19 protein-coding genes are annotated in these 22,341 nt (G+C 73.3%); 16 read left to right on the top strand and 3 right to left on the bottom strand.

Going from position 1 to position 22,341, the window contains the following annotated elements; all coding sequences use genetic code 11:
- The first annotated feature begins 32 nt into the window (after nucleotides 1-32).
- The 9 genes from EV188_RS18885 to EV188_RS18845 all read left to right on the top strand — a co-directional run bounded on the left by EV188_RS18885 (nucleotide 33) and on the right by EV188_RS18845 (nucleotide 10,331).
- A complete protein-coding gene (locus EV188_RS18885) occupies nucleotides 33-668 on the top strand; it encodes a hypothetical protein (protein ID WP_133827861.1) in 636 nt (211 codons plus the stop codon).
- A gap of 163 nt (nucleotides 669-831) precedes the next feature.
- Nucleotides 832-2,112, top strand: a complete 1,281-nt coding sequence (locus EV188_RS18880; RefSeq protein WP_133827860.1) for an NAD(P)/FAD-dependent oxidoreductase — start codon at nucleotides 832-834, stop codon at nucleotides 2,110-2,112.
- Between the two features lie 98 nt (nucleotides 2,113-2,210).
- Nucleotides 2,211-3,191, top strand: a complete 981-nt coding sequence (locus EV188_RS18875) for a malate dehydrogenase (protein ID WP_133827859.1) — start codon at nucleotides 2,211-2,213, stop codon at nucleotides 3,189-3,191.
- A gap of 28 nt (nucleotides 3,192-3,219) precedes the next feature.
- Nucleotides 3,220-3,600, top strand: coding sequence for a cupin domain-containing protein (locus EV188_RS18870; RefSeq protein WP_208114275.1), 381 nt, complete (start codon nucleotides 3,220-3,222; stop codon nucleotides 3,598-3,600).
- 33 nt (nucleotides 3,601-3,633) lie between these two features.
- On the top strand, nucleotides 3,634-4,476 hold the full coding sequence (gene dapA / locus EV188_RS18865) for a 4-hydroxy-tetrahydrodipicolinate synthase (protein WP_133827857.1): 843 nt from the start codon (nucleotides 3,634-3,636) through the stop codon (nucleotides 4,474-4,476).
- Between the two features lie 153 nt (nucleotides 4,477-4,629).
- Complete coding sequence (locus tag EV188_RS18860) at nucleotides 4,630-5,265, top strand: hypothetical protein (RefSeq protein ID WP_133827856.1); 636 nt, start codon at nucleotides 4,630-4,632, stop codon at nucleotides 5,263-5,265.
- A 297-nt stretch (nucleotides 5,266-5,562) separates the two neighbouring features.
- Nucleotides 5,563-9,111: a DNA polymerase III subunit alpha gene (gene dnaE, locus EV188_RS18855; protein ID WP_133827855.1), complete on the top strand. Its 3,549-nt coding sequence runs from the start codon at nucleotides 5,563-5,565 to the stop codon at nucleotides 9,109-9,111.
- A gap of 28 nt (nucleotides 9,112-9,139) precedes the next feature.
- A complete protein-coding gene (locus EV188_RS18850; protein WP_133827854.1) occupies nucleotides 9,140-9,526 on the top strand; it encodes a VOC family protein in 387 nt (128 codons plus the stop codon).
- On the top strand, nucleotides 9,519-10,331 hold the full coding sequence (locus EV188_RS18845; protein WP_208114274.1) for an SGNH/GDSL hydrolase family protein: 813 nt from the start codon (nucleotides 9,519-9,521) through the stop codon (nucleotides 10,329-10,331). Before EV188_RS18850 ends, EV188_RS18845 begins: the two co-directional genes overlap by 8 nt.
- 1 nt (nucleotide 10,332) lies before the next feature.
- On the opposite strand, the gene EV188_RS18840 is transcribed toward EV188_RS18845, so the two are convergent.
- The gene (locus EV188_RS18840) at nucleotides 10,333-10,806 is read right to left on the bottom strand and encodes a group II truncated hemoglobin (RefSeq protein ID WP_133827853.1); all 474 of its coding nucleotides are present in this window, start codon (nucleotides 10,804-10,806) and stop codon (nucleotides 10,333-10,335) included.
- An 89-nt stretch (nucleotides 10,807-10,895) separates the two neighbouring features.
- On the opposite strand from EV188_RS18840, the gene EV188_RS18835 reads away from it, so the two are divergent.
- The 5 genes from EV188_RS18835 to EV188_RS18815 all read left to right on the top strand — a co-directional run bounded on the left by EV188_RS18835 (nucleotide 10,896) and on the right by EV188_RS18815 (nucleotide 16,123).
- Nucleotides 10,896-11,723 (top strand): class II aldolase/adducin family protein, encoded by an 828-nt coding sequence (locus EV188_RS18835; RefSeq protein ID WP_133827852.1) that lies wholly within the window; start codon nucleotides 10,896-10,898, stop codon nucleotides 11,721-11,723.
- A gap of 23 nt (nucleotides 11,724-11,746) precedes the next feature.
- A complete protein-coding gene (locus tag EV188_RS18830; protein WP_133827851.1) occupies nucleotides 11,747-12,601 on the top strand; it encodes an amidohydrolase family protein in 855 nt (284 codons plus the stop codon).
- Nucleotides 12,602-12,695: 94 nt separating this feature from the next.
- Nucleotides 12,696-13,301, top strand: a complete 606-nt coding sequence (locus EV188_RS32660) for a TetR/AcrR family transcriptional regulator (protein WP_243741821.1) — start codon at nucleotides 12,696-12,698, stop codon at nucleotides 13,299-13,301.
- The gene (locus EV188_RS18820) at nucleotides 13,298-14,731 is read left to right on the top strand and encodes an MFS transporter (protein ID WP_133827850.1); all 1,434 of its coding nucleotides are present in this window, start codon (nucleotides 13,298-13,300) and stop codon (nucleotides 14,729-14,731) included. The genes EV188_RS32660 and EV188_RS18820 overlap by 4 nt, the downstream gene beginning before the upstream one ends.
- Nucleotides 14,732-14,740: 9 nt before the next feature.
- A complete protein-coding gene (locus tag EV188_RS18815) occupies nucleotides 14,741-16,123 on the top strand; it encodes an NAD-dependent succinate-semialdehyde dehydrogenase (protein WP_133827849.1) in 1,383 nt (460 codons plus the stop codon).
- Between the two features lies 1 nt (nucleotide 16,124).
- Here EV188_RS18815 and EV188_RS18810 read toward each other — a convergent pair whose 3' ends face one another.
- Nucleotides 16,125-16,982, bottom strand: a complete 858-nt coding sequence (locus EV188_RS18810) for a PaaX family transcriptional regulator (RefSeq protein ID WP_133827848.1) — start codon at nucleotides 16,980-16,982, stop codon at nucleotides 16,125-16,127.
- A 49-nt stretch (nucleotides 16,983-17,031) separates the two neighbouring features.
- Here EV188_RS18810 and EV188_RS18805 point away from each other — a divergent pair, with 49 nt between their 5' ends.
- The gene (locus EV188_RS18805) at nucleotides 17,032-18,303 is read left to right on the top strand and encodes an adenosylmethionine--8-amino-7-oxononanoate transaminase (RefSeq protein ID WP_133827847.1); all 1,272 of its coding nucleotides are present in this window, start codon (nucleotides 17,032-17,034) and stop codon (nucleotides 18,301-18,303) included.
- A gap of 419 nt (nucleotides 18,304-18,722) precedes the next feature.
- Nucleotides 18,723-21,122, top strand: a complete 2,400-nt coding sequence (locus EV188_RS18800) for a SulP family inorganic anion transporter (RefSeq protein WP_133827846.1) — start codon at nucleotides 18,723-18,725, stop codon at nucleotides 21,120-21,122.
- A 101-nt stretch (nucleotides 21,123-21,223) separates the two neighbouring features.
- Here EV188_RS18800 and EV188_RS18795 read toward each other — a convergent pair whose 3' ends face one another.
- Nucleotides 21,224-22,318 (bottom strand): TIGR03617 family F420-dependent LLM class oxidoreductase, encoded by a 1,095-nt coding sequence (locus EV188_RS18795; protein ID WP_133827845.1) that lies wholly within the window; start codon nucleotides 22,316-22,318, stop codon nucleotides 21,224-21,226.
- Nucleotides 22,319-22,341: the final 23 nt, after the last annotated feature.

Below are 22,341 nucleotides of genomic sequence, written 5' to 3'. Positions count from 1 at the left end.
CGACCGCCGCGATCGTCCTCGCCGTCGTCCTCGTGGTCGCGCTGGTGACGGCGTGGGTGGCCGGGTCCGGGGCGTCGGGGCCGTCGGGCGGCGTCCCCGGGAGCACCGACGCGACGCGTCTCGGGCCCGCGGCGGGGGAGACCGTTGCCGGTTACCTCGACCGCGTCCGCGCCGTGCCGCCCGGGCCGCCGGGCCCCCGTCCGGCGCTGGTCACCTTCGCCGCCGAGCAGGACGTCGCCTCCGCGGCCCGGCTCGTCGACGGCGCGACCCCCCGTGAGGCGGTGTTCCGGGTGCCGCTGCCGCGGGTGCAGACCGCGCTGCGCCAGGTCACGCTCGGGACGGCCGCCCCGGCGGACGCGCTGCGCCTCGCCGAGGCGCAGGCCGCGAACCGGGCGGGCGAGCAGGCCCGGACCTCGACGGGACGCGCCGCGACGATCGCCGCCACCGAGTCGGCGCGCCTCGCCGCGGGGTGCGCGTGCACGCTCGCGGTCGTCGTGGAGGTCGACCCGGCGCTCGCCCCCGCGCTGGCGGCCCGGCCCGGGGTGCGCGCGGTGGAGGTGGCGCCCGCCGGGGCCCGGATCGGGGCGCTCGCGGTGTCGCCGCTGCTGCCCGAGCAGACGGACACCGTCGGGCCCGTGCCGGACGACGGGCCGGTGCCCCCGCCGTAGATCGCTCGTGACGGAGCCGACAGGTCACGCACCGGGGTCGGCTCCCCAGGGCCCGCGTGACGGAGGACGATGGCGGGTAGAGCGATGAAGAACCGCCCGCCGGCCCGGCCCTGAATCGTCACGGCCAGCACCGACGGGTCAACGCGAGAGGAGTGCGGGCCCCATGACCGCCGACGCGTCGTCCCGCGACGAGCCCACGGGCACGTCGATCACGGATGCCGACCCGCGGCCGCACGTCGTCGTCCTCGGCGCCGGTTTCGCCGGCCTCTCGGCCGTGCGCGCCCTGCGCAAGGCCCCGGTGCGGGTCACCCTCGTCGACCGCCACAGCTACAGCACGTTCCAGCCGCTGCTCTACCAGGTCGCGACGGGTGCGCTGAACCCCGGCGACATCACCTACGGCGCCCGCGGGTTCGCCGCCCACACCGGCGCGTTCTTCCGCAAGGGCGAGGTCACCACGGTCGACCCCGAGACCCGCACGGTCTCGCTCGACGTCGGCCCCGACCTGCACTACGACTACCTGGTCGTCGCCAACGGCGTCACCACCAACTACTTCGGTGTCCCGGGCGCGGCCGAGCACGCCTTCCCGATCTACACCCGCGCCGAGGCCCTGGCCGTGCGCGACCGCATGACCGGCTACCTCGACCACATCTCCGCCACCGGCGAGGCCCGCGGCGCGTCGGTCGTCGTGGTCGGCGGCGGCGCCACCGGCGTGGAGATGGCGGGCACGCTCGCCGAGCTGCGCAACACCGTGCTGCCCAGCCGCTACCCCGACCTGGACCCGAGCGAGGTCCACGTCGTGCTCGTCGAGATGACCGACAAGGTCCTGCCGCCCTTCGCGCCCCGGCTGCGCGAGTACGCCGCCGAGCAGCTGCGCGCCCGCGGCGTGGAGCTGCGCCTCGAGGCCGCGGTCAAGGAGGTGCGGCCCGACTCGGTGCTGCTCGCCGACGGCACCGAGCTCCCGGCGCAGATGACGGTGTGGGCGACCGGCGTCGCCGCGCACGACCGGGTCAAGAGCTGGGGCCTGCCCCAGGGCAAGGGCGGACGCATCGTGGTCGGCGGCGACCTGCGGGTCCCCGAGCACCCGGAGATCCTCGCGGCCGGCGACATCGGCGTGATCGACGACGACGCGCTGCCCCAGCTCGCGCAGCCCGCGCTCCAGACGGGGCGGCACGCCGGCCGGACGATCGCGCGCCTCATCGCGGGGGAGCCGACCGAGCGGTTCCGCTACAAGGACAAGGGCACGATGGCGACCATCGGGCGCCTCTCGGCCGTCGCCGACATCGCGCACGGCCCGAAGCTCGTCGGCGTCCTGGCCTGGCTGACGTGGATGTTCGTGCACATCTTCGCGCTGCTGGGCAACCGCAACCGGATCATGGTGTCGCTCGGGCTGGCGTTCCGGTACCTCGCGCAGCGGCGCGGGGTCATGGTCGTCGGCGACGACTGACATCACACCCCGGACGGGGCGGCCTGGCTACGCGTGCCCGGTCACGACGTGCAAGGCTCCCCGACCGAATCTCCCTCGACGACTGCAGGAGCGAAGGCATGGCGCCCACCCCCGTCAACGTCACCGTCACCGGCGCGGCCGGACAGATCGGCTACGCGCTGCTCTTCCGCATCGCCGCCGGCGACCTGCTGGGGGAGGGCGTGCCGGTCCGGCTGCGGCTGCTGGAGATCCCGCAGGCCGTGAAGGCCGCGGAGGGCACCGCGCTGGAGCTCACCGACGGCGCGTTCGAGCTGCTCGACGGCATCGACGTCTACGACGACGCCACCAAGGCCTTCGAGGGCACCAACGTCGGCCTGCTCGTCGGCGCCCGGCCCCGCACCAAGGGCATGGAGCGCGGCGACCTGCTCGAGGCCAACGGCGGCATCTTCAAGCCGCAGGGCGAGGCGCTCAACGGTGCCGCGGACGACGTCAAGGTCCTCGTCGTCGGCAACCCGGCGAACACCAACGCCCTCATCGCGCGCTCGAACTCCGACGTGCCCGCCGACCGCTTCACCGCCATGACGCGCCTGGACCACAACCGCGCCGTCGGGCAGCTCGCCACCAAGTTCGGCGTGCGCGTCGGTTCGGTCTCCAAGCTCACGATCTGGGGCAACCACTCCGCCACCCAGTACCCCGACGTCACCTACGCCGAGGTCGACGGCAAGCCGATCGCCGACCAGGTCGAGCAGAGCTGGCTCACCGACGAGTTCATCCCGCGGGTCGCCAAGCGCGGCGCGGAGATCATCGAGGCGCGCGGCGCGTCGTCGGCGGCGTCGGCGGCCGCGGCGGCCATCGACCACGTCCACACCTGGGTCAACGGCACCAAGCCGAACGACTGGACGTCGGCGGCGATCGTGTCCGACGGCTCGTACGGCGTGCCGGAGGGCCTGGTCTCCTCGTTCCCGGTCACCGCCGCCAACGGCAGGTTCGAGATCGTCCAGGGCCTGGAGATCAGCGACTTCTCCCGCGAGCGCATCGACGCCTCGGTGAACGAGCTCGCCGAGGAGCGCGATGCGGTGCAGAAGCTGGGCCTCGTCTGATCCCGGGGGGTCTGACAGTCTCCTCGCCGTGAGCAGCGAACCGGTCGAGGTCTTCCCCGGCGACGCCCTGGCCGAGGGCGACCCGACGCCCGGGATGCGGCGCCAGGTGGCGTTCTCGTCGGACGCGCTGTGGGCGGGCCTCGTCCACACCGAGCCCGGCGCCGCCTCCGGGTGGCACCACCACGGCGAGCACGAGACGAGCCTGTACGTGGTGCGCGGGGCGATGCGGCTGGAGTTCGGCCCCGGCGGCGGGGACGTCGTCGAGGCCGGCCCCGGCGACTTCCTGCGGGTCCCGCCGCACACCGTGCACCGCGAGTCCAACCCCACCGGTGAGCGGTCCACGGCCGTCATCGGGCGTGCCGGCGAGGGCCCGCCGACGGTCAACGTCGACGGGCCGGACCCGGCGTAGACCTTTCCGGTGCCGGTGGGGCAACCTGAGGTCATGACGCTCGGAGCCGTTCTCACCGCCATCGTGACCCCGTTCGCCCCCGACGGTGCGGTCGACGAGAAGGCCTTCGTCGACCTCATGGCCCGGCTGTACGCGAACGGCTCCGACGGGCTCGTGGTGTGCGGGACCACCGGCGAGGCGTCGACGCTGTCGACCGACGAGCACCTGCGCCTCGTCGAGCTGGCCGTCGAGCACAAGCCGGCGGGGAAGACGGTCGTCGCGTCCACGGGGTCGAACGACACCCGTCACGCGTGCGAGATGACCGAGCGGGCCACCGAGCTGGGCGCCGACGCGATCCTGTCGGTGACCCCGTACTACAACAAGCCGAACCGGCGCGGCATGCTCGCGCACTTCGGCGCGGTCGCGCGGGCCACCGACAAGCCCGTCGTCCTCTACAACATCCCCTCGCGCTGCGTCGTCGACCTGCCGAACGAGCTGCTCGCCGAGCTCGCCCAGATCGAGCGGATCGACTACGTCAAGCAGGCCAACAACGCCAACCTCGCGCCCGTCGACGGCCTCGGGATCTACGCCGGCAACGACGACCTCTTCGGCTCGGTCCTCGAGATGGGCGGCTGCGGCGGCATCCTCGTCGCGAGCCACGTCGTCGGGAACGAGATGCGCCGCATGGTCGACGAGCCCGACCAGCGCGCCGAGATCGAGGCGTCGCTCAAGCCGGTCTTCGACGCCCTCGGGGTGACGACGAACCCGATCCCGATCAAGGCGGCCCTCGACCTGCTCGGCCACCCCGTCGGCGGCCTGCGCCTCCCGCTCCTCGAGGCCGACGAGCACGAGCGCGACGTCGTCCGCTCGGCGCTCGCGGGCGCCGGGCTGCTCTGACGCCGGTCGCCGGCGCTCGTCCCGTGATCAGGGGCGACGTGGTGCACGTCGTGGCGCCGGCGGGGTGCGTGGATGCGCTCCTGATCTCCGCGCGCCCCGGCGTTGTCGGGGGTCCGTTGCATGCTCCTCGGCGGGACGACCCGAGGAGGAGTCATGGGCAGGCGCAGGCGCGACGGGCAGCGACGGGCGGCGAAGGTCGAGGCACGGCGGCTGCGGCGGACACGCCCGCCGCACACCCGGGCGACGCGGGGAGCGGAGTCGCGGGTCACGGCCCCGCTGCTGAGCGACTGCGAGCTCATCGAGCAGTTCCCCCACGCGTTCGACGACGACTGGGACGACGAGCTCGACCTCTGGGACGAGGAGGAGGACGACGACGAGGAGGACGACGCCGCCCTCGACGAGCTCCGGGAGCGCATCCGCGAGATCGTCGTGGCCACGGTCGAGCAGCGGGACCCGGAGATCGCGCGCGCGGCCGTCGGCTGGCGCGAGCGCGTGCTCGTCGACGTCGTCGTCGGCGCCTGGCTCGCGAAGGCGCGGCGACGCTTCCCGCAGCGTGCCCTGCCGAGCCAGGCCGTCGCGTGGGTCGCCGCGCACCTCGGCGAGGCCGGGCAGGCGGTGCAGGACGCGGCGCGCCTGCTCGGGCCAGAAGCGCCGGCGGCGCTGCGCGAGCACTTCCTCCGGGTGCCCGACGACGTCTCGATCGCCCGCATCTGGCTGCTCGCCGCGGTGATCGCGCCGAGCACCGACGACGCCGTCGTCGACCTGCTGCTCGCCGACGACCACCGCTGACCATGATCACGATCTCGGTGACGATCCCCCGCAGATCCGTGGGGGATCGTCACCGAAACGGTGATCTTCCTGCTCCGACGCCCCGTCCTCACGCTACGGAAGGGACGCCCGTGACTCCTGTGACGAGCCCGGATCCGGGCGACACGCCGGGTCGCCGGAGGTGAGCAGCGACGACGGACGAGGCCCTCGGGGAGGGGCCGCGCTGTCGGGGGGCGCGGCTACCGTGTACCTGCACGCCGACCACGTCCCGCGCCGCCGGGGCGGGTCGACGGCACCCCGATCCCGGCCCTGGAAGGGATGTCCCGCGACGTGACCGGCGACTCGTTCGTCCACCTGCACACGCACACCGAGTTCTCGATGCTCGACGGTGCCGCGCGGCTGGACGACCTGTTCGCCGAGGCCGCGCGGATGGGCATGCCGGCCCTGGCGATGACCGACCACGGCAACACGTTCGGCGCCTACGAGTTCTGGAAGAAGTCGAAGGCCCACGGGGTCAAGCCGATCATCGGCATGGAGGGCTACCTCGCGCCCGGCAGCCGCCACGAGCGCAAGCGCGCGACGCTCGGCGGCCAGGTCATCAGCGACGACAACCCGGGCCAGATGTACACCCACATGACGCTGCTGGCCGAGAACACGGAGGGGATGCACAACCTCTTCCGGCTCTCCAGCCTCGCGAGCCTCGAGGGCTACTACTACAAGCCCCGCATGGACCGCGAGCTGCTCGAGACCTACGGCAAGGGCATCATCGCGACCACCGGGTGCCCGTCCGGCGAGGTCGCGCGCTACCTGCAGCAGGACGACTTCGACGGCGCCTGCCAGGCCGCCAGCGACTACCGGGACATCTTCGGCGCGGACAACTTCTTCTGCGAGCTGATGGACCACGGCATCGAGATCGAGCGCCGGGTCCGCGACGACCTCTACGACCTCAAGAAGAAGCTCGACCTGCCCGGTCTCGCCACCAACGACCTGCACTACACGTACGCGAAGGACGCCAAGCCGCACGAGGTCCTGCTGTGCGTGCAGACCGGCAAGACGATGAACGACCCGAACCGCTTCCGGTTCGACGCGCAGGACTTCTACCTCAAGAGCGCGCAGGAGATGCGCGCCCAGTGGGACGGCGTCTTCCCCGAGGCCTGCGACAACACCCTCGCGATCGCCGAGCGGGTGAACGTCGAGTTCACCGAGGGCCGCGACCTCCAGCCGGTGGCGCCGGTGCCGGAGGGCGAGACCGAGGGCAGCTGGCTGGTCAAAGAGGTCGAGCGGGGGCTGCACTGGCGCTTCCCGAACGGCTTCTCCGAGAAGTACCGCAAGCAGGCCGACTACGAGGTGTCGGTCATCATGCAGATGGGCTATCCGGGCTACTTCCTGGTGACGGCCGACCTGCTGAACTACGCGCGCTCGGTCAACCTGCGCGTCGGCCCGGGTCGCGGGTCCGCGGCGGGCAGCCTCGTGGCCTACGTCCTGGGCATCACCGACCTCGACCCGATCCACCACAAGCTGATCTTCGAGCGGTTCCTCAACCCCGAGCGCGTCTCCATGCCCGACATCGACATGGACTTCGACGAGCGCCGGCGCGGCGAGATGATCCGCTACGTCACCGAGAAGTACGGCGAAGAGAAGATCGCGCAGATCATCACCTACTCCACGATCAAGGCGAAGGCCGCGATCAAGGACTCCGCGCGCGTCCTCTACGGGCAGCCGGGCTACGCGGTGGCCGACCGCATCACCAAGTCGATGCCGCCCGCCGTCATGGGCAAGGACATCCCGCTCTCGGGCGTGTTCGACCCCAGCCACAAGCGCTACTCCGAGGCCGCCGAGATGCGGGCGCTCTACGAGTCCGACGCGCAGGTCAAGGAGATCGTCGACACCGCCAAGGACCTCGAGGGCCTCAAGCGGCAGTGGGGCGTGCACGCCGCCGGCGTGATCATGTCCAAGGAACCGCTGATCGACGTCATCCCGATCCAGCGGCGCGAGGCCGACGGCGCCATCATCACGCAGTTCGACATGGGGGTCTGCGAGACCCTCGGGCTGCTCAAGATGGACTTCCTGGGCCTGCGCAACCTCACGATCATCGACGACGCGCTCAACAACATCCCGCTCAACGGCAAGGAGCCGCTCGACCTCGACAACCTCGGGCTCGACGACAGGGCGACCTACGAGCTGCTGTCGCGCGGTGAGACGCTCGGGGTGTTCCAGCTCGACGGCGGTCCGATGCGCGACCTGCTGCGGCGCATGGCGCCCACCGAGTTCGACGACATCTCCGCCGTCGGCGCGCTCTACCGGCCGGGTCCGATGGGCGCCAACGCCCACAACGACTACGCCGACCGGAAGAACAAGCGCCAAGAGGTCACGCCGATCCACCCCGAGCTCGAGGAGCCCCTCAAGGAGGTCCTCGGCGAGACGTACGGCCTGATCGTCTACCAGGAACAGGTCATGGCGATCGCCCAGGTGCTCGCGGGCTACTCGCTGGGCAAGGCCGACCTTCTCCGGCGCGCCATGGGCAAGAAGAAGAAGGAGATCCTCGACAAGGAGTACGAGGGTTTCGCCCAGGGCATGAAGGACAACGGCTACTCGGCCGCGGCGATCAAGACGCTGTGGGACATCCTGCTGCCGTTCTCCGACTACGCGTTCAACCGCGCGCACTCCGCGGCCTACGGCGTCGTCTCCTACTGGACCGCGTACCTCAAGGCGAACTACCCCGCCGAGTACATGGCCGCGGTGCTCACGAGCGTCCGTGACGACAAGGACAAGGCCGCGATCTACCTCGCCGAGTGCCGGCGCATGGGGATCACGGTGCTGCCGCCGGACGTCAACGAGTCGGTGCTCAACTTCGCCCCGGTCGGCGACGACATCCGCTTCGGCCTCGGCGCCATCCGGAACGTCGGTACGAACGTGGTCGACGCGATCGTCGCGACCCGGCGCGAGAAGGGCGGGTTCACCGACTTCTCGGACTTCCTGCGCAAGGTGCCCCAGCAGGTCTGCAACAAGAAGACGGTCGAGTCGCTCATCAAGGCCGGCGCGTTCGACTCGCTGGGCCACCCCCGCAAGGGCCTCGCGCTGGTGCACGCCGAGGCCGTCGACGCGGTGATGACCACGAAGAAGGCCGAGGCGGACGGGCAGTTCGATCTGTTCGGGAGCTTCGACGGGCCGGACGAGGACTCCGCCGACACCACGGGCATGTTCGACGTCAAGGTGCCCGAGGGGGAGTGGGAGTCCAAGCACCGCCTCGCGCTCGAGCGGGAGATGCTCGGCCTCTACGTCTCGGGCCACCCGCTCAACGGCATCGAGCAGGTCCTCGCCAGCCGGGCCGACACCCAGATCACGAAGATTCTCGAGGGCGACGTCGCCGAGGGCGCCCAGGTCACGGTCGGCGGCATCCTCGCGAGCGTCACGCGGCGCGTGAACAAGAAGGGCGAGCCCTGGGCGTCGGCGCAGATCGAGGACCTCGCCGGCGGCATCGAGGTGCTGTTCTTCCCGCGCACCTACGCCGCGGTGTCGATCGACGTCGCCGAGGACGCGATCGTGCTGGTCAAGGGCAAGGTCAACAAGCGGGACGACCGGGTGAGCCTGTTCGTCGAGGACCTGGCGGTGCCCGACCTCTCCGGGGGCGTCGGCGGCGCGCCGGTGAAGGTCGTCATCGAGAGCGCGCGGTGCACGCCCGAGCGGGTCGGCAAGCTCAAGGAGGTCCTCGTCGCCCACCCGGGCCCCAGCGAGGTCCACCTGACGCTGCTCGCGGCCAACGGGGCGAGCCACGTGCTGCGGCTCGACGACGGGCTCAAGGTCACCAACTCGGGCGCGCTGATGGGTGACCTCAAGGCCCTCCTGGGTCCACGCTGTCTGGGGTGAACCCCGTCGTCGGCGTGAGGAGCCGATCATGACCGGTCGTGTCGTGCACTTCGAGGTCCCGTTCGACGACGGCGACCGCGCCCGGGCGTTCTACTCGCGGGTGTTCGGCTGGCACCTGCAGGAGATGCCGGGCATGGACTACACGATCGCCGTCACGGGCCCGGTCGGCGACGACGGCATGCCCACCGGGAACGCCTACATCAACGGCGGCATGTTCCAGCGGGGGAGCGACGAGCCGCGCAGCCCGGTCCTCGTCGTCGACGTCGACGACATCGACGCCGCGCTCGCCCAGGTCGCCGAGCAGGGCGGGAAGGTCGCCGCGCCGAAGATGCCCGTCGGCGAGATGGGCTTCGCCGCCTACTTCCACGACCCGGAGGGCAACGTCATCGGCCTGTGGCAGACCGCGGGTGGCTGACGGGATCGCCGACGGGATCGCTGACGGGATCTACGTCGCGCTCGGCAGCTCGTTCGCCGCGGGCCCGGGGATCCCGCCCCAGGTCGACCGGGGGGCGCTGCGCTCCGGACGCAACTACCCGAGCCTGCTCGCCGAGGAGATCGGGCTGCCGCTGGTCGACGTCTCGTGCTCCGGGGCGACGACCGCGCAGCTGCGCCACGACCGGCAGCCGACGCTCGCCGGTCCGGTCCCGCCGCAGATCGAGGCGGTGACCCCGGAGACCACGCTGGTCACGGTCACGGCGGGCGGCAACGACGTCGGCTACCTCGGCATGCTCATCTCGGCGGGCGTGCGCGGCACCCTCACCGCGCGGCTGCCGTGGTTGCCGGTCCCGGTCCGGCGGCGCCTGGGCTACACCGTCGAGGTGCCCCCGCCCGAGGCGTTCGCCGAGGTCCGGGCGTCGCTGACGGCGCTGGTGGACGACGTCCGCCGGCGGGCCCCGAGCGCCCGCGTCGTCCTCGTCGACTACCTCACCGTCCTCGGCACGCACGCGACGCCCGGGACCGTGCCGCTGACCGCCGACCAGATCGCCGGGGGCCGGCAGGTCGCCGCGGGTCTCGCCGCGAGCTTCGCGGCCAGCGCGACCGACGCCGGCGCGGACCTCGTCGCGGTGTCCGCGGCGAGCGAGGACCACGGGGTGGGCGCGCCCGACCCGTGGGTCGGCGGCCTGGCGATGGGCCTGCCGGGGCTCGGGGGCCTGCGCGCGTTCCACCCGACCGCGGCGGGCATGGCGGCGGTCGCCACCCTCGTCGCCAAGCACCTGTAGCTCAGCGCACGAGCCCCTCCCAGCCCCACCGCGGCATCGGCGCGGCGTCCGGGACGACGGCGTCGGTCGGCGAGTACGCGAGGACGTCGGCGACGGCCCACTCCATGTAGGCCCGCAGGCAGGCGCGCAGCTCCGGGTCGGCGGGGACGCCGGCGTCGTCGAGCGCGGCGAGGAAGCACGCGAGGAAGCGCCGGCCGAGGTCGTCGATCTCGCCGTTGCCGCTGTGCAGCCACAGCACGTGGGACTGGTCGGCACCGCTCCGGGAGTAGCGCGGCGGACCGCCCATCACCTCGGCCCAGTACGCGGCCAGCCGCTCGACGTGCTGCGGGTGCTGGTCGAGCTTCGAGAAGGGGTGCTCGAGCTCGGGGTCGGCCAGGCAGCGACGGTGGTGCGCCCGCGCGAGGGCGAGGAACGCCTGCTCGCCACCGACGGCGTCGAACACCGACGGTCGCCCGGACGACGGGGCAGCACCCATCCGTCGAGCCTGGCCTCGCCGGCGCCGCCGCGGAAGCCGCGTGCAGCGAGGCCTTGACCCGGGCCCGTGACCGGGCGCACGGTCGAGTCATGGCCGCCCCCACGCAGGACACCCGCAGCTCCGACGACCAGATGCCGGCGTTCCGGCCCTCCCAGGAGGGCATCGTGATGCCGCAGCCGCCGACGTTCGCGACGAGCGCGGAGGAGCGCCTGCACCGCAAGCAGCAGCTCGCGGGCGCGTTCCGGATCTTCGGGCGCTTCGGGTTCGGCGAGGGGATCGCCGGCCACATCACGGTGCGCGACCCCGAGGACCCGCACATGTTCTGGGTCAACCCGTTCGGGATGAGCTTCCGGCACATCCGTGTCTCGGATCTGATCGCCGTGAACCACGAGGGCGACATCGTGCACGGCAACCGGCCCGTCAACCAGGCCGGGTTCGTCATCCACTCCGCGGTGCACCACGCCCACCCCGACGTCGTCGCCGCTGCGCACGCCCACTCGGTGTACGGCAAGGCGTGGTCGTCGCTGGCCCGCCCGCTCGACCCGATCACCCAGGACGCCTGCACCCTCTACGAGAACCACGGCGTGGTGACCGAGGGACGCGGCGCCGTCGTGCTCGACCCCGAGGTCGGGCGCGCGCTCGCCACGGGGCTGACCGGACGCCGGATGGTGTTCCACCAGAACCACGGCATCTTCGCGGTCGGCGACACGGTGGCCGAGGCCGCGTGGTGGTTCATCAACACCGAGCGCAACTGCCAGGCGGCGCTGCTCGCCGAGGCGGCCGGCACGCCGACGCAGATCGACCACCAGAACGCCAAGTTCACCGCCGAGCAGACCGGGACGCCCTACGCCGGCTGGTTCTCCTACCAGCCGCTGTGGGACGAGGTCGTCCGGACCGACCCGGATCTGTTCGACTAGCCCGCGCGGGCGAAGATGACCCGGTGATCGTCGACGCCCACGTCCACGTCGCCCACCTCGCCCGCCTCAAGGTGCCGTGGGAGCAGTGGATCGGGCCGGCCGGGACCGGTGAGGCGTGGTCGGCCTGCTACGACAGCGACGGCGCCGCGATCCCCGAGAAGGTCTCGGCGCTGTTCGCCGGCGCCGGGGTCGACCGCGTCCTGCTGTTCTGCGAGTACAGCCCGAAGGCCACCGGGTGGCAGACGATCGAGGACATGCTGCCGCTGGTCGACGCGGACGCCGAGCGCTTCCGCATCGTCGCCAACGTCAACCCGCACGTGCACCACCCGGTGGCCGCCGAGGTCGACCGCCAGCTCGACCTCGGCGCCGTGGCGCTCAAGGTGCACCCCGTGCACGCCGGCATCGCGCCCAACGACGCCCAGCTCTACCCGGCGTACGCGCGATGCCTCGAGCGCGGGGTCCCGGTGATCGTGCACACCGGGCCGTCGGTGTTCCCGGGCGCGTCCGGCAAGTACGGCGACCCGGTGATGCTCGACGACGTCCTGCGCGACTTCCCGGGGCTGACCCTCGTGCTGGCCCACGGCGGGCGCGGGTGGAGCTACGAGGCGGCCGCCTCGCTGGCCCTGACCCGCGAGGACGTCTGGCTCGACCTCGCCGGCCTGCCGCCGCACAAGCTGCCCGTCTACTACGAGCGGTTCGGGTTCGAGCGCGTGGCGACGAAGTCGGTCTTCGGCACCGACGCGCCGTCCGCCGACCCCGCCCGCAACATCGCCGCGGTCCGGGAGCTCGGGCTCGGTGACGAGCTCACCGACGGGCTGCTCGGCGGCCACGCCCTGCAGGTCTACCCCGGGCTGGTCGATCCACCGTCGCGGACGTAGCCCTCGCCGCGGGGCCGCGCGCCGGGGTAGTGTGGCTGGGGGGACCGATCGGTCCGGGACCGCATGGTCCGACTCCGGCACGAAGGGAGCCGTGGTGGCACGGACGCCCGCACCCGGCACCCGGGATCGCATCCTGACGACCGCGACGCGCCTGTTCTACGAGCACGGGGTCCGTGCCGTGGGCATGAACCAGGTCATCAGCGAGGCGGGAACCGGCAAGAACCTCCTCTACTCGCACTTCCCGACGAAGACCGACCTCGTCGCGGCCTACCTCGACCGCGCCCGCGAGATCCGCTCCGCGCGGGCCCGCCGCGCGCGGGAGGGAGCCGCCGACGACCCGCGGGCCCAGCTGCTCGCCCTCGTCGAGGAGGTCGCGACGACGACCGCGCGCCCCGACTTCCGCGGCTGCGCGTTCCGCAACTACCTCGCGGAGTTCCCCGACGACGCCGACTTCGGCGACGCCGGGACGCCCACGCCGGCGGGCGTCGCGCGCGACGTGCTCGACGCGACCCACCGCGACCTCGCCGGCCTCGTCGCGGCCCTGGGCGTCGCCGACCCCGACCGCCTCACCGAGGAGCTCTGGCTGATCGTGGACGGGCTCTACCTGCAGGCCGCGTACCGCGACCGGTTCGACGCCCACGTGGCCGGCGAGGCCGCCGTGGACCTGGCCCGCCGGCTCGTCGACGAGCGCGCCTCGTGAGCAGCGCCCCGAGCCCGCGCCAGGTCCTGCTCGTCACCTCGGCCGCGGCGTTCCTCGCGAGCCTCGACCTCTTCATCGTCAACCTGGCCTTCCCCGCGATCCGCGCCGACTTCCCGGGCAGCGACCTCGGCGCGATCTCCTGGGTGCTCAACGGCTACACCGTGGTGTTCGCGGCGTTCCTGGCGCTCGCCGGGCGCCTCGCCGACCGCGTCGGCCACCGCCGCGTGTTCCTCACCGGGCTCGCGGTGTTCACGCTCGCGTCCGCGGCCTGTGCGGTGGCCCCGTCGGTCGGGCTGCTCGTCGCCGCCCGCGCGGTGCAGGCCCTCGGCGCGGCGCTCCTGACGCCGACCTCGCTGTCCCTGCTGCTCGCGGCGTTCCCCGCCGAGCGCCGGTCCCACGCGGTCGGGGTCTGGGCCTCGATCGGCGCGGTCGCGGCGGCGCTCGGTCCGCCGCTGGGTGGGCTGCTGGTCGAGGCGTCGTGGCACTGGGTGTTCCTCGTCAACGTGCCGGTCGGCGTGGTCGCGCTGGTCGCGGGCCTGCGGGTGCTGCCGGCCGGGCCGCCGCTGCGCAACACCGGGTTCCCGGACGTGCTCGGCGCCGTGGGCCTGGTCGTCGGGGTGGGCGCGCTCGCCTTCGCGCTGGTCCGCGCGCCCGACCTCGGATGGGGCTCGGTGCCGGTGCTCGCCGGTCTGGCGGTCGCGGCGCTCGGGCTCGCCGGGGTGGTCCTGCGGTCGCGGCGCCACCCCGTCCCGGCGCTGGACCTGGCCGTGGTCCGCACGCCGGTGGTCGGGTTCGCGGCGCTGGCGATGATCGCGTTCACCACCGGCTTCGCGGGCATGCTCGTCGCCAACGTGCTGTTCCTGACCGGGACCTGGGGCTGGTCGCCGCCGCTCGCGGGGATCGCGCTCGCGGTCGGACCCGCCGTGGTCGTCGGGGTCGCGCGTCTGTCGGGCCGCCTCACGGGGCGGTTCGGGATCGGGCGGGTCGTCGTCGTGGGCGGGCTGGTGTTCGCCGCGGGGCCGACGTGGTGGGCGCTGTGGCTCACCGCCGCCCCCGACTACGCCGTCGGCATGCTGCCGGGGCAGATCGCGACGGGCCTCGGGGTCGGCCTGATCCTGCCCGCGCTGTCGTCGGTGGTCGGCGTGGCGCTCCCGGCGCACCGGTGGGGCACCGGCTCCTCGCTGATCACGACGGCCCGGCAGGTCGGGTCGGTGCTCGGGGTCGCGCTGCTCGTCTCGGTGATCGGCACGGACACCACCGGCCGGCCCGAGGAGCTCGGCCTGCTGCGGACGGGGTGGGTGGTGCTGGCGCTGGCCGGCGTCGTCGCGGCGGCGTTCGCGGTCGCGCTGGCCCGGGCGGAGCGGGTGGCGGCACGGGCCGTCCCGGAGCCCGAGCCCGCGGCGGATTGCCCGGCCGGTCGGGCGGGGTAGACATCTCCCATGGCCATCGCAACGACGAACCCCGCGACCGGGGAGACCGTCCAGGAGTTCGACGCTCTCACCTCCGAGCAGCTGGAGGAGAAGCTCCAGCGCGCCTGGGACGCCTTCCAGAGCTACCGCGACACGACGTTCGAGCAGCGCGCGGGCTGGCTGCGCGCGGCCGCGGACATCTTCGACGCGGAGAACGAGCGCCTGGCCGAGCTCGCGACGCTCGAGATGGGCAAGACCTTCGCGGCGGCCAAGGCCGAGGTCACGAAGTGCGCCCTGGGCTGCCGCTGGTACGCCGACCACGCCGCCGAGGACCTCGCCGACGTCGAGTGGCCGAAGCCGAAGTCGGCGCCCGAGAACGCGCGCATCTTCACCCGCTACCAGCCGCTCGGGCCCGTGCTCGCCGTCATGCCCTGGAACTTCCCGTTCTGGCAGGTGCTGCGCTTCGCCGCGCCGGCGCTGATGGCCGGCAACGTCGGGCTGCTCAAGCACGCCTCGAACGTCCCGCAGGTCGCCCTGGCCATCGAGGACGTCCTCACGCGGGCCGGCTTCCCCGACGGCGCGTTCCAGACGCTGCTCGTGGGCTCCTCGGTGATCGAGGGGGTCATCGACGACGACCGCGTCCGCGCCGTGACGCTGACCGGCAGCGAGCCCGCGGGCCGCGAGGTCGGCGCCCGCGCCGGCCAGAACGTCAAGACCAGCGTGCTCGAGCTCGGCGGCAGCGACCCGTTCATCGTCATGCCCTCGGTGGAGGACCTGGACGAGGTCGTCACAGCGGCGGTGTCGAGCCGGATGCTCAACAACGGCCAGTCGTGCATCAACGCGAAGCGGTTCATCGTCCACGAGCAGATCGCCGACGAGTTCACGCAGAAGCTGGTCGCGAAGATGGAGTCGCTGACGATGGGCGACCCCATGGACGAGAACACCGACCTCGGGCCGATGTCGCAGGCGCAGGGCGTCGAGGACCTCGACTCGCAGGTCCAGGACAGCGTCGGCGCGGGCGCCAGGCTCCTCACCGGCGGCAAGCCCGCGGGCGGACCGGGCAACTGGTACCCGGCGACGGTGCTGGCGGACATCCCGAAGGAGGCACGCGCGTACCGCGAGGAGCTGTTCGGGCCGGTCGCGCTCGTGTTCCGGGCGAGCGACGCCGACGACGCGATCCGCATCGCCAACGACTCGGACTTCGGCCTGGGCGGCAGCGCCTGGACCAGCGACGAGGACGAGAAGATCAAGTTCGCGACGCAGGTCGAGTCCGGCATGGTCTACATCAACAAGATCACCGAGTCGACGCCCGAGGTGCCGTTCGGCGGGGCGAAGAACTCCGGCTACGGCCGCGAGCTCGCGAGCTTCGGGCCGCAGTCGTTCGTCAACGCGAAGACGATCTGGATCCAGTGATCTAGAGACCGAGCCCGGCGGCGGCCCGGCGCGTCGCCTCCACCCAGGCGGTGTGCCGGCCGTGGAACACCTCCGCGGCGCGGTGCCCGATCCACGGTGCGGGCAGCAGCGCGTCGGGCAGCCCCGGGTCGAGGAACGGGAAGCGCCGCCAGGCGTCGACGAGGCGGATCTGCGCCGCGAGCGTGGCCGCGTCGTCGGGGGGCGCGAGGCCGGCGAAGGCGGCGACGAACTCCTCGTACCGCGCCTCGAGGTCGCCGAGGTCCCAGGCCCGGGCCGCCAGTTCGACCGCGGTGAGCCCGCCGTGGTACTCGCCGGTGACGACGTGGGCGTCGGTGGGACCGTTCTCGGCGAGGACCTCGCGGACCTCGTCGAGGCGCCCGGTGTCGGGGGAGACCCACATGCCGGCCGCGGGGGAGCCGAGCCCGGCCCAGGCCAGCCGGGTGCGCAGCCGGTGGCGCCGGGCGCGCTGCTGCTCGGGAACGCTGGCGACGACGACGAGCCAGCGCCCGTCCCACGCCGCCTGCGTGCGGCCGTGCGCGTAGATGCGCGCCGCGCCGACGGTGAGCAGGTCGCGGCCCCACGGCGTGAGGTCCCAGCGCACGCGCCGCCCGACCCGCTCGGAGACGAGCATGCCGTCGGCGGCGGTGCGGGCCAGCGCCTGGCGCGCCGACTTCTCCTCGACGCCGACGAGCCCGAGCACGTCGACCACCGTCTGGGTCCACACCGGCTCGCCGCCGGGCAGCACGACCTCGCCGAGCACGGTGACGAGCAGCGACCGCGCGCTCGTCGCCGCGACCTCGCGGCGCCGCGAGAACGGGTCCGGCCGCGCGTCGCTGGCGGTCTCGTCGGCGGTGGACATCACCGGTGATCCTAGGGCCCGCCTCGACCTGCGCCGTTACGGTGCGCGGGTGACGACCAGCCGTGCTCTCCAGGACGTCGACCGGGCCCACGTCTGGCACCCCTACGGGCCCATGCCCGGGCGGACCGACCCGCTGGTCGTCCGGTCGGCGCAGGGGGTCCGGCTCACCCTCGACGACGGCCGCGAGCTCGTGGACGGCATGTCGTCGTGGTGGGCGGCCGTGCACGGCTACCGCCACCCCGCGCTCGACGACGCCGTCGCGCGCGCGACCGGCTCGATGAGCCACGTGATGTTCGGCGGGCTGACCCACGACCCGGCGGTGGCGCTCGCCGAGCGGCTCGTCGCGATCACCCCCGAGCCGCTCGAGCACGTGTTCCTCGCCGACTCCGGGTCGGTGTCGATCGAGGTCGCGCTGAAGATGTGCCTGCAGTACCAGCGCGCCCGGGGCCGGCCGGGGCGCACGCGGATGATGACCTGGCGCGGCGGCTACCACGGCGACACCTTCGGGGCGATGAGCGTGTGCGACCCGGACGGCGGGATGCACAGCGCGTGGACCGGCTTCCTGCCGCAGCAGGTGTTCGCCGACCGCCCGCCGATGGCGTTCGACCCCGCGTACGACGACCACCTGCGCGCGGTGGCCGAGGCGCACGCGGACGAGGTCGCCGGCATCGTCGTCGAGCCCGTCGTGCAGGGCGCGGGCGGGATGCGCTTCCACGACCCGCGCCACCTGCGCACGCTGCGGGAGATCGCCGACGCCCACGACCTCGTGCTCGTGTTCGACGAGATCGCCACCGGGTTCGGGCGCACCGGGACGCTGTTCGCCGCCGAGCAGGCCGGGGTGTCGCCGGACGTGATGTGCCTCGGCAAGGCCCTGACCGGCGGCTACCTCACCGCGGCCGCGGCCCTGTGCACCCGCGGCGTCGCGACGGCCATCAGCGAGGGCGAGGCCGGCGGGCTCATGCACGGGCCGACGTTCATGGCCAACCCGCTCGCCGCCACCGTGGCGGCGGCGAGCATCGACGAGCTGCTGCGCCGCGACTGGGCGGGCGAGGTCGCCGCGCTGGGCGAGGCACTGCGGGAGGCGCTCGCGCCGGCCCGCGCGGTCCCGGGGGTCGCCGACGTCCGCGTCCTCGGCGGCATCGGCGTCGTGCAGCTCGACCACCCCGTCGACGTGCCCGCGGCGCAGGCGGCCGCCGAGGCGCACGGGGTGTGGCTGCGGCCCTTCCGCGACCTCGTCTACGCGATGCCGCCCTACGTGACGCCGGCCGAGGACGTCCTCCGCATCGGCGAGGCGATGGTCGCTGCGGCTCGCGTTGCGTGAACGCTGTGTGACGGTCGCGTGAGAGCGCCATGAGACCGGCATGAGCCGTTGTGAGCTGTCTGTCCCGATCGCCCGATTCGTACGAGTTCACTCGGGTGGAGCAGTCGCGCTACCGATCAGTACGGATCGCGCGTGCCCGTTCCGGTACGGACGCGCACCTCGGCGCCACGTCACACCCGGATGTGGGACCGCGGGTACCGCGTGACCGGACCTGATCCGAACGGAGCGTCACGATCAACTTCGGGACCGGGCGACGGTCCTCCGACGGTGATGCAGAGTGATCACAGCGCCTCCGGCCCGCGGCGATGTCGCCCGCCGGTGACCCCGCCGCGTGCCGGGTCCGGAGCGCCCACGTGCACCCGGTGATCACTGCTGATCACCCCCGCCGGGCCGGTCCACGGCCCCCCGACGGAGGACCCATGACCACCGGAGCGACCGCTGTCCCGGCACCCGACCGGGACTCACCGACCTGGCGCGAGAAGCTGCGCGCCGACGTCCCCGCCTCACTCGTCGTCTTCCTCGTCGCCGTCCCCCTCTCGCTGGGGATCGCGGTGGCCTCCGACGCCCCGCTCACCGCCGGGCTCATCGCCGCCGCGGTCGGGGGCCTCGTCGCCGGCGCCCTCGGCGGTTCCCCGCTGCAGGTCAGCGGGCCCGCCGCCGGCCTCACCGTCGTCGTCGCCGACCTCGTCGGCCGCTTCGGCTGGGGCGTCACCTGCGCGATCACCGTGGCGGCCGGCGTGCTCCAGGTGCTGTTCGGCCTCACGAGGACCGGGCGCGCCGCCCTCGCGATCTCGCCGGCCGTCGTGCACGGGATGCTCGCCGGCATCGGCGTCACGATCGTGCTCGGCCAGCTGCACGTCGTCCTCGGCGGCGAGCAGCAGGAGGACGCCCTCGCCAACGTCCTCGCCCTGCCCGGACAGCTGCTCTCGCTGCACGGCCCGGCGACCGCGCTCGGGCTCGCCGTCATCGCGATCCTGCTCGCCTGGCCGCGGCTGCCGCGGAGCCTCCCCGGCTGGGTCCGCGGCATCCCGGCCCCGCTGCTCGCCGTCGCGCTGGTCACCGCGGTCGCCGCGGCGTTCGCGCTGCCCGTCGAGCGGGTCGAGATCGGCGGATCCCTGCTCGAGGCCGTCACCCCGCCCGTGCTGCCCGAGGGGCAGTGGGGCGCGTTCGCGGTCGGCGTGCTGACCATCGCGATCATCGCCAGCGTCGAGAGCCTGCTCTCGGCGGTGGCCGTCGACCGGATGCACGGTGGCCAGAAGTCGGACCTCGACCGCGAGCTCATCGGGCAGGGCGCCGGCAACACGCTCTCCGGCCTGCTCGGCGGCCTGCCGATCACCGGCGTCATCGTGCGCAGCTCGACCAACGTCGCCGCGGGCGCCAAGAGCCGCGCGTCGGCCGTCCTGCACGGCGTGTGGATCGTCGTGTTCTCGGTGGCCCTGCTGGGCCTCGTGCAGCAGATCCCGATGGCCGTGCTCGCCGGGCTGCTCGTCGTGATCGGTGCGCGGCTGGTGAAGCTCGCCCACATGCGCGAGCTGCACCGCCACGGCGAGCTGCCGGTGTACGTCGTGACGATCCTCGGGGTCGTGTTCACCGACCTGCTGACCGGCGTCATCGCGGGCCTCGTGCTCGCCCTGTTGCTGGTGCTGCGGCGCGTGGTGTGGGCGTCGATCGAGGTGCAGGCACCCGCCGCTGCGTCGACCGGCGGGGCGCCCTGGCACGTCGTCGTCGAGGGCGCGCTGTGCTTCCCGTCGATCCCGCGCCTGGCCCGGCGCCTCTCCCACGTGCCGGCCGGTGCGCCGGTGGTGGTCGACCTGGTCACCGACTACCTCGACCACGCCGCGTACGACCACCTCTCGGAGTGGATCGAGCGCCACGAGCAGGGCGGCGGGCACGTCCGCGTCGACGAGGTCGGCACGATGGGCCTGCTCGACCGGCGCGCGGCCGCGAACGGCGGGCCCGGCGCGCGTCGTCCCGGGCCGGTGCCGCGGTTCCTGTCGCCGTGGTCGGTGTGGCAGGCCGGACACGAAGCGCAGCGCAGCTGGACCATCGAGAACGGCCACGACCAGCGCTACGGCGTCGGCGCCGGTCACGGTCACTCGTCGGAGGACGACCCGATCCTCACCGGGCTGCGCGAGTACCACCGCCGCGCCGCCGGGCTGGTCGCGCCGTACCTGTCCGACCTCGCCGACGGCCAGTCGCCGCACGCGTTCTTCCTGACCTGCTCGGACTCGCGGGTCGTCCCGAACGTGCTCACCTCGAGCGGCCCGGGCGACCTGTTCACCGTCCGGAACGTCGGCAACCTCGCGCCCGTCGGGGGCGCCGACGACTCGGTCGGCGCGTCGGTGGAGTACGCGCTCGACGCGCTCGAGGTCCCGACGCTCGTGGTCTGCGGGCACTCCGGTTGCGGCGCGATGACCGCGGCGCTGCGGGGCACGGGCGGCGACGGCGTCCTCGGGCGCTGGCTCGACGGCGCCGGCGACAGCGTCGCGCGGTGGCGCGAGGGGCACCCGGTGGCCCTGGACGCCGCGGCGCGGGGCGCGTCGGACGTCGACCAGCTGGCGATGGTCAACGTCGCCGTGCAGCTGGAGCGCCTGTCCCGCCACCCGGCGGTCGCCCGGGCGCTCGAGGAGGGACGGGTACGCCTCGTGGGGCTGTTCTTCGACATCGCGACGGCGCGGATGTCGGTACTGGACGATTCGGGCAGGGACGGCGAGCGCTTCGTCCCCGCCTCGAGCGACCGCCTCGGCGCTGGCGCGTCGGCCACCCCCGGCGACCCGGCGACCTCCGCCATCCCGATCCCGGCGGTCGACCCGGTCTGACGCCGACGGGCGTGATCTTCTGAGCTATAGCTCAGAAGATCACGCACGTAGGCCGACCGGCCCATGTGAGCGAAATTCCCGGCTATAGCCGGGAATTTCGCTCACATACCCCGGATGGTCGCGCGGGCTGCTCCGTCGTCGGCGGACTGGAGGGTCGCGGCGAGCCCGGCCAGCGTCTGCCGGTCGGCGTCGTCGCGGACGGCGATCGAGAACTCGACGTCGGTGACCACGTCGCCGAAGCGCTCGAGGAGCCGCTCGCCGATCGTGTCGTACGTGCCGATCACCGCGAACCGGTCGAGGGTCTCGTCGTCGATCATCTCCGGGAGCTCCTCCCAGCGCTGGGCCTTCGACAGCTCCTTCGCCTCGCTCGCGAGGTCACCCAGGCCGAGGTGGTCGAACGCCGCCCGGTACCCCGGCGTCGAGGCGTAGAAGGCGATGCGGGCGCGGGCGTCGCGGACCTTGACCTCGAGCTCGGACTCCGTGCGCGCCGACGCCACCAGCGGCTTCATCGCCACGCGGAACCCGTCGAGCGTGCGCCCGCTGCGGGCGGCGCCGCGCCGGACCGCGGGCAGCATGACCTCGCGGATGTAGGACGGCGTGCACACCGGGTGCGGGCGCACGCCGTCGGCGACCTCGCCGGCCACGGCGCACATGTTCGTGTTGACCGCGGCGAGGTGCACCGGGATGTCCGGGTGCTCGATCGGCCCGGCGTCGAACAGCGGCACCATGAGGTCGAGGTGGTAGTGCTCGCCGTGGTGCGCCAGCGGCGCGCCGGTCTGCCAGGTCGCCCAGACCGCGCGCACCGCCTGCACGTACTCCCGCATCCACGGCGCGGGCGGTGACCACGTCATCCCGTAGCGCCGGCGGATGTGCCCGCGCACCTGCGTGCCCATCCCGAGCGTGAACCGCCCGCCCGAGAGCTTCTGCAGGGTCCAGGCCTGCAACGCCATCACCGTGGGGCTGCGCGGGAACGCGATCGCCACGGCGGTGCCCAGTCGCAGCGACGTCGTGGCCGCCGCCGCGAGCGTGAGGACCGCGAACGGGTCGTCCTTGGTCTCCTCGACCGCCATGCCGCCGTAGCCGATCTCCTCGAGCAGCGCGGCGTTCGCGGCGACGGCGTGGATGTCCAGCGGCGTGTCCGGCGTCCGCAGGCCCGGGTCGACCTTGCCCAGCGGCAGGAGCGTCTCGAGGCGCATGCGGTCACCGTAGGGTGGCCGCC

The sequence above is a fragment of the Actinomycetospora succinea genome, assembly GCF_004363095.1.
Taxonomy (GTDB): Bacteria; Actinomycetota; Actinomycetes; order Mycobacteriales; family Pseudonocardiaceae; genus Actinomycetospora; species Actinomycetospora succinea.
This window is presented reverse-complemented; position numbering and strand designations above follow the sequence as displayed.

Coding starts and splice junctions, on each gene's coding strand:
- EV188_RS18880 (WP_133827860.1), top strand. CDS start 832: ATGACCGCCGACGCGTCGTCCCGCGACGAGCCCACGGGCACGTCGATC.
- EV188_RS18875 (WP_133827859.1), top strand. CDS start 2,211: ATGGCGCCCACCCCCGTCAACGTCACCGTCACCGGCGCGGCCGGACAG.
- dapA (WP_133827857.1), top strand. CDS start 3,634: ATGACGCTCGGAGCCGTTCTCACCGCCATCGTGACCCCGTTCGCCCCC.
- EV188_RS18860 (WP_133827856.1), top strand. CDS start 4,630: ATGGGCAGGCGCAGGCGCGACGGGCAGCGACGGGCGGCGAAGGTCGAG.
- dnaE (WP_133827855.1), top strand. CDS start 5,563: ATGTCCCGCGACGTGACCGGCGACTCGTTCGTCCACCTGCACACGCAC.
- EV188_RS18850 (WP_133827854.1), top strand. CDS start 9,140: ATGACCGGTCGTGTCGTGCACTTCGAGGTCCCGTTCGACGACGGCGAC.
- EV188_RS18840 (WP_133827853.1), bottom strand. CDS start 10,806: ATGGGTGCTGCCCCGTCGTCCGGGCGACCGTCGGTGTTCGACGCCGTC.
- EV188_RS18835 (WP_133827852.1), top strand. CDS start 10,896: ATGGCCGCCCCCACGCAGGACACCCGCAGCTCCGACGACCAGATGCCG.
- EV188_RS18815 (WP_133827849.1), top strand. CDS start 14,741: ATGGCCATCGCAACGACGAACCCCGCGACCGGGGAGACCGTCCAGGAG.
- EV188_RS18810 (WP_133827848.1), bottom strand. CDS start 16,982: ATGTCCACCGCCGACGAGACCGCCAGCGACGCGCGGCCGGACCCGTTC.
- EV188_RS18800 (WP_133827846.1), top strand. CDS start 18,723: ATGACCACCGGAGCGACCGCTGTCCCGGCACCCGACCGGGACTCACCG.
- EV188_RS18795 (WP_133827845.1), bottom strand. CDS start 22,318: ATGCGCCTCGAGACGCTCCTGCCGCTGGGCAAGGTCGACCCGGGCCTG.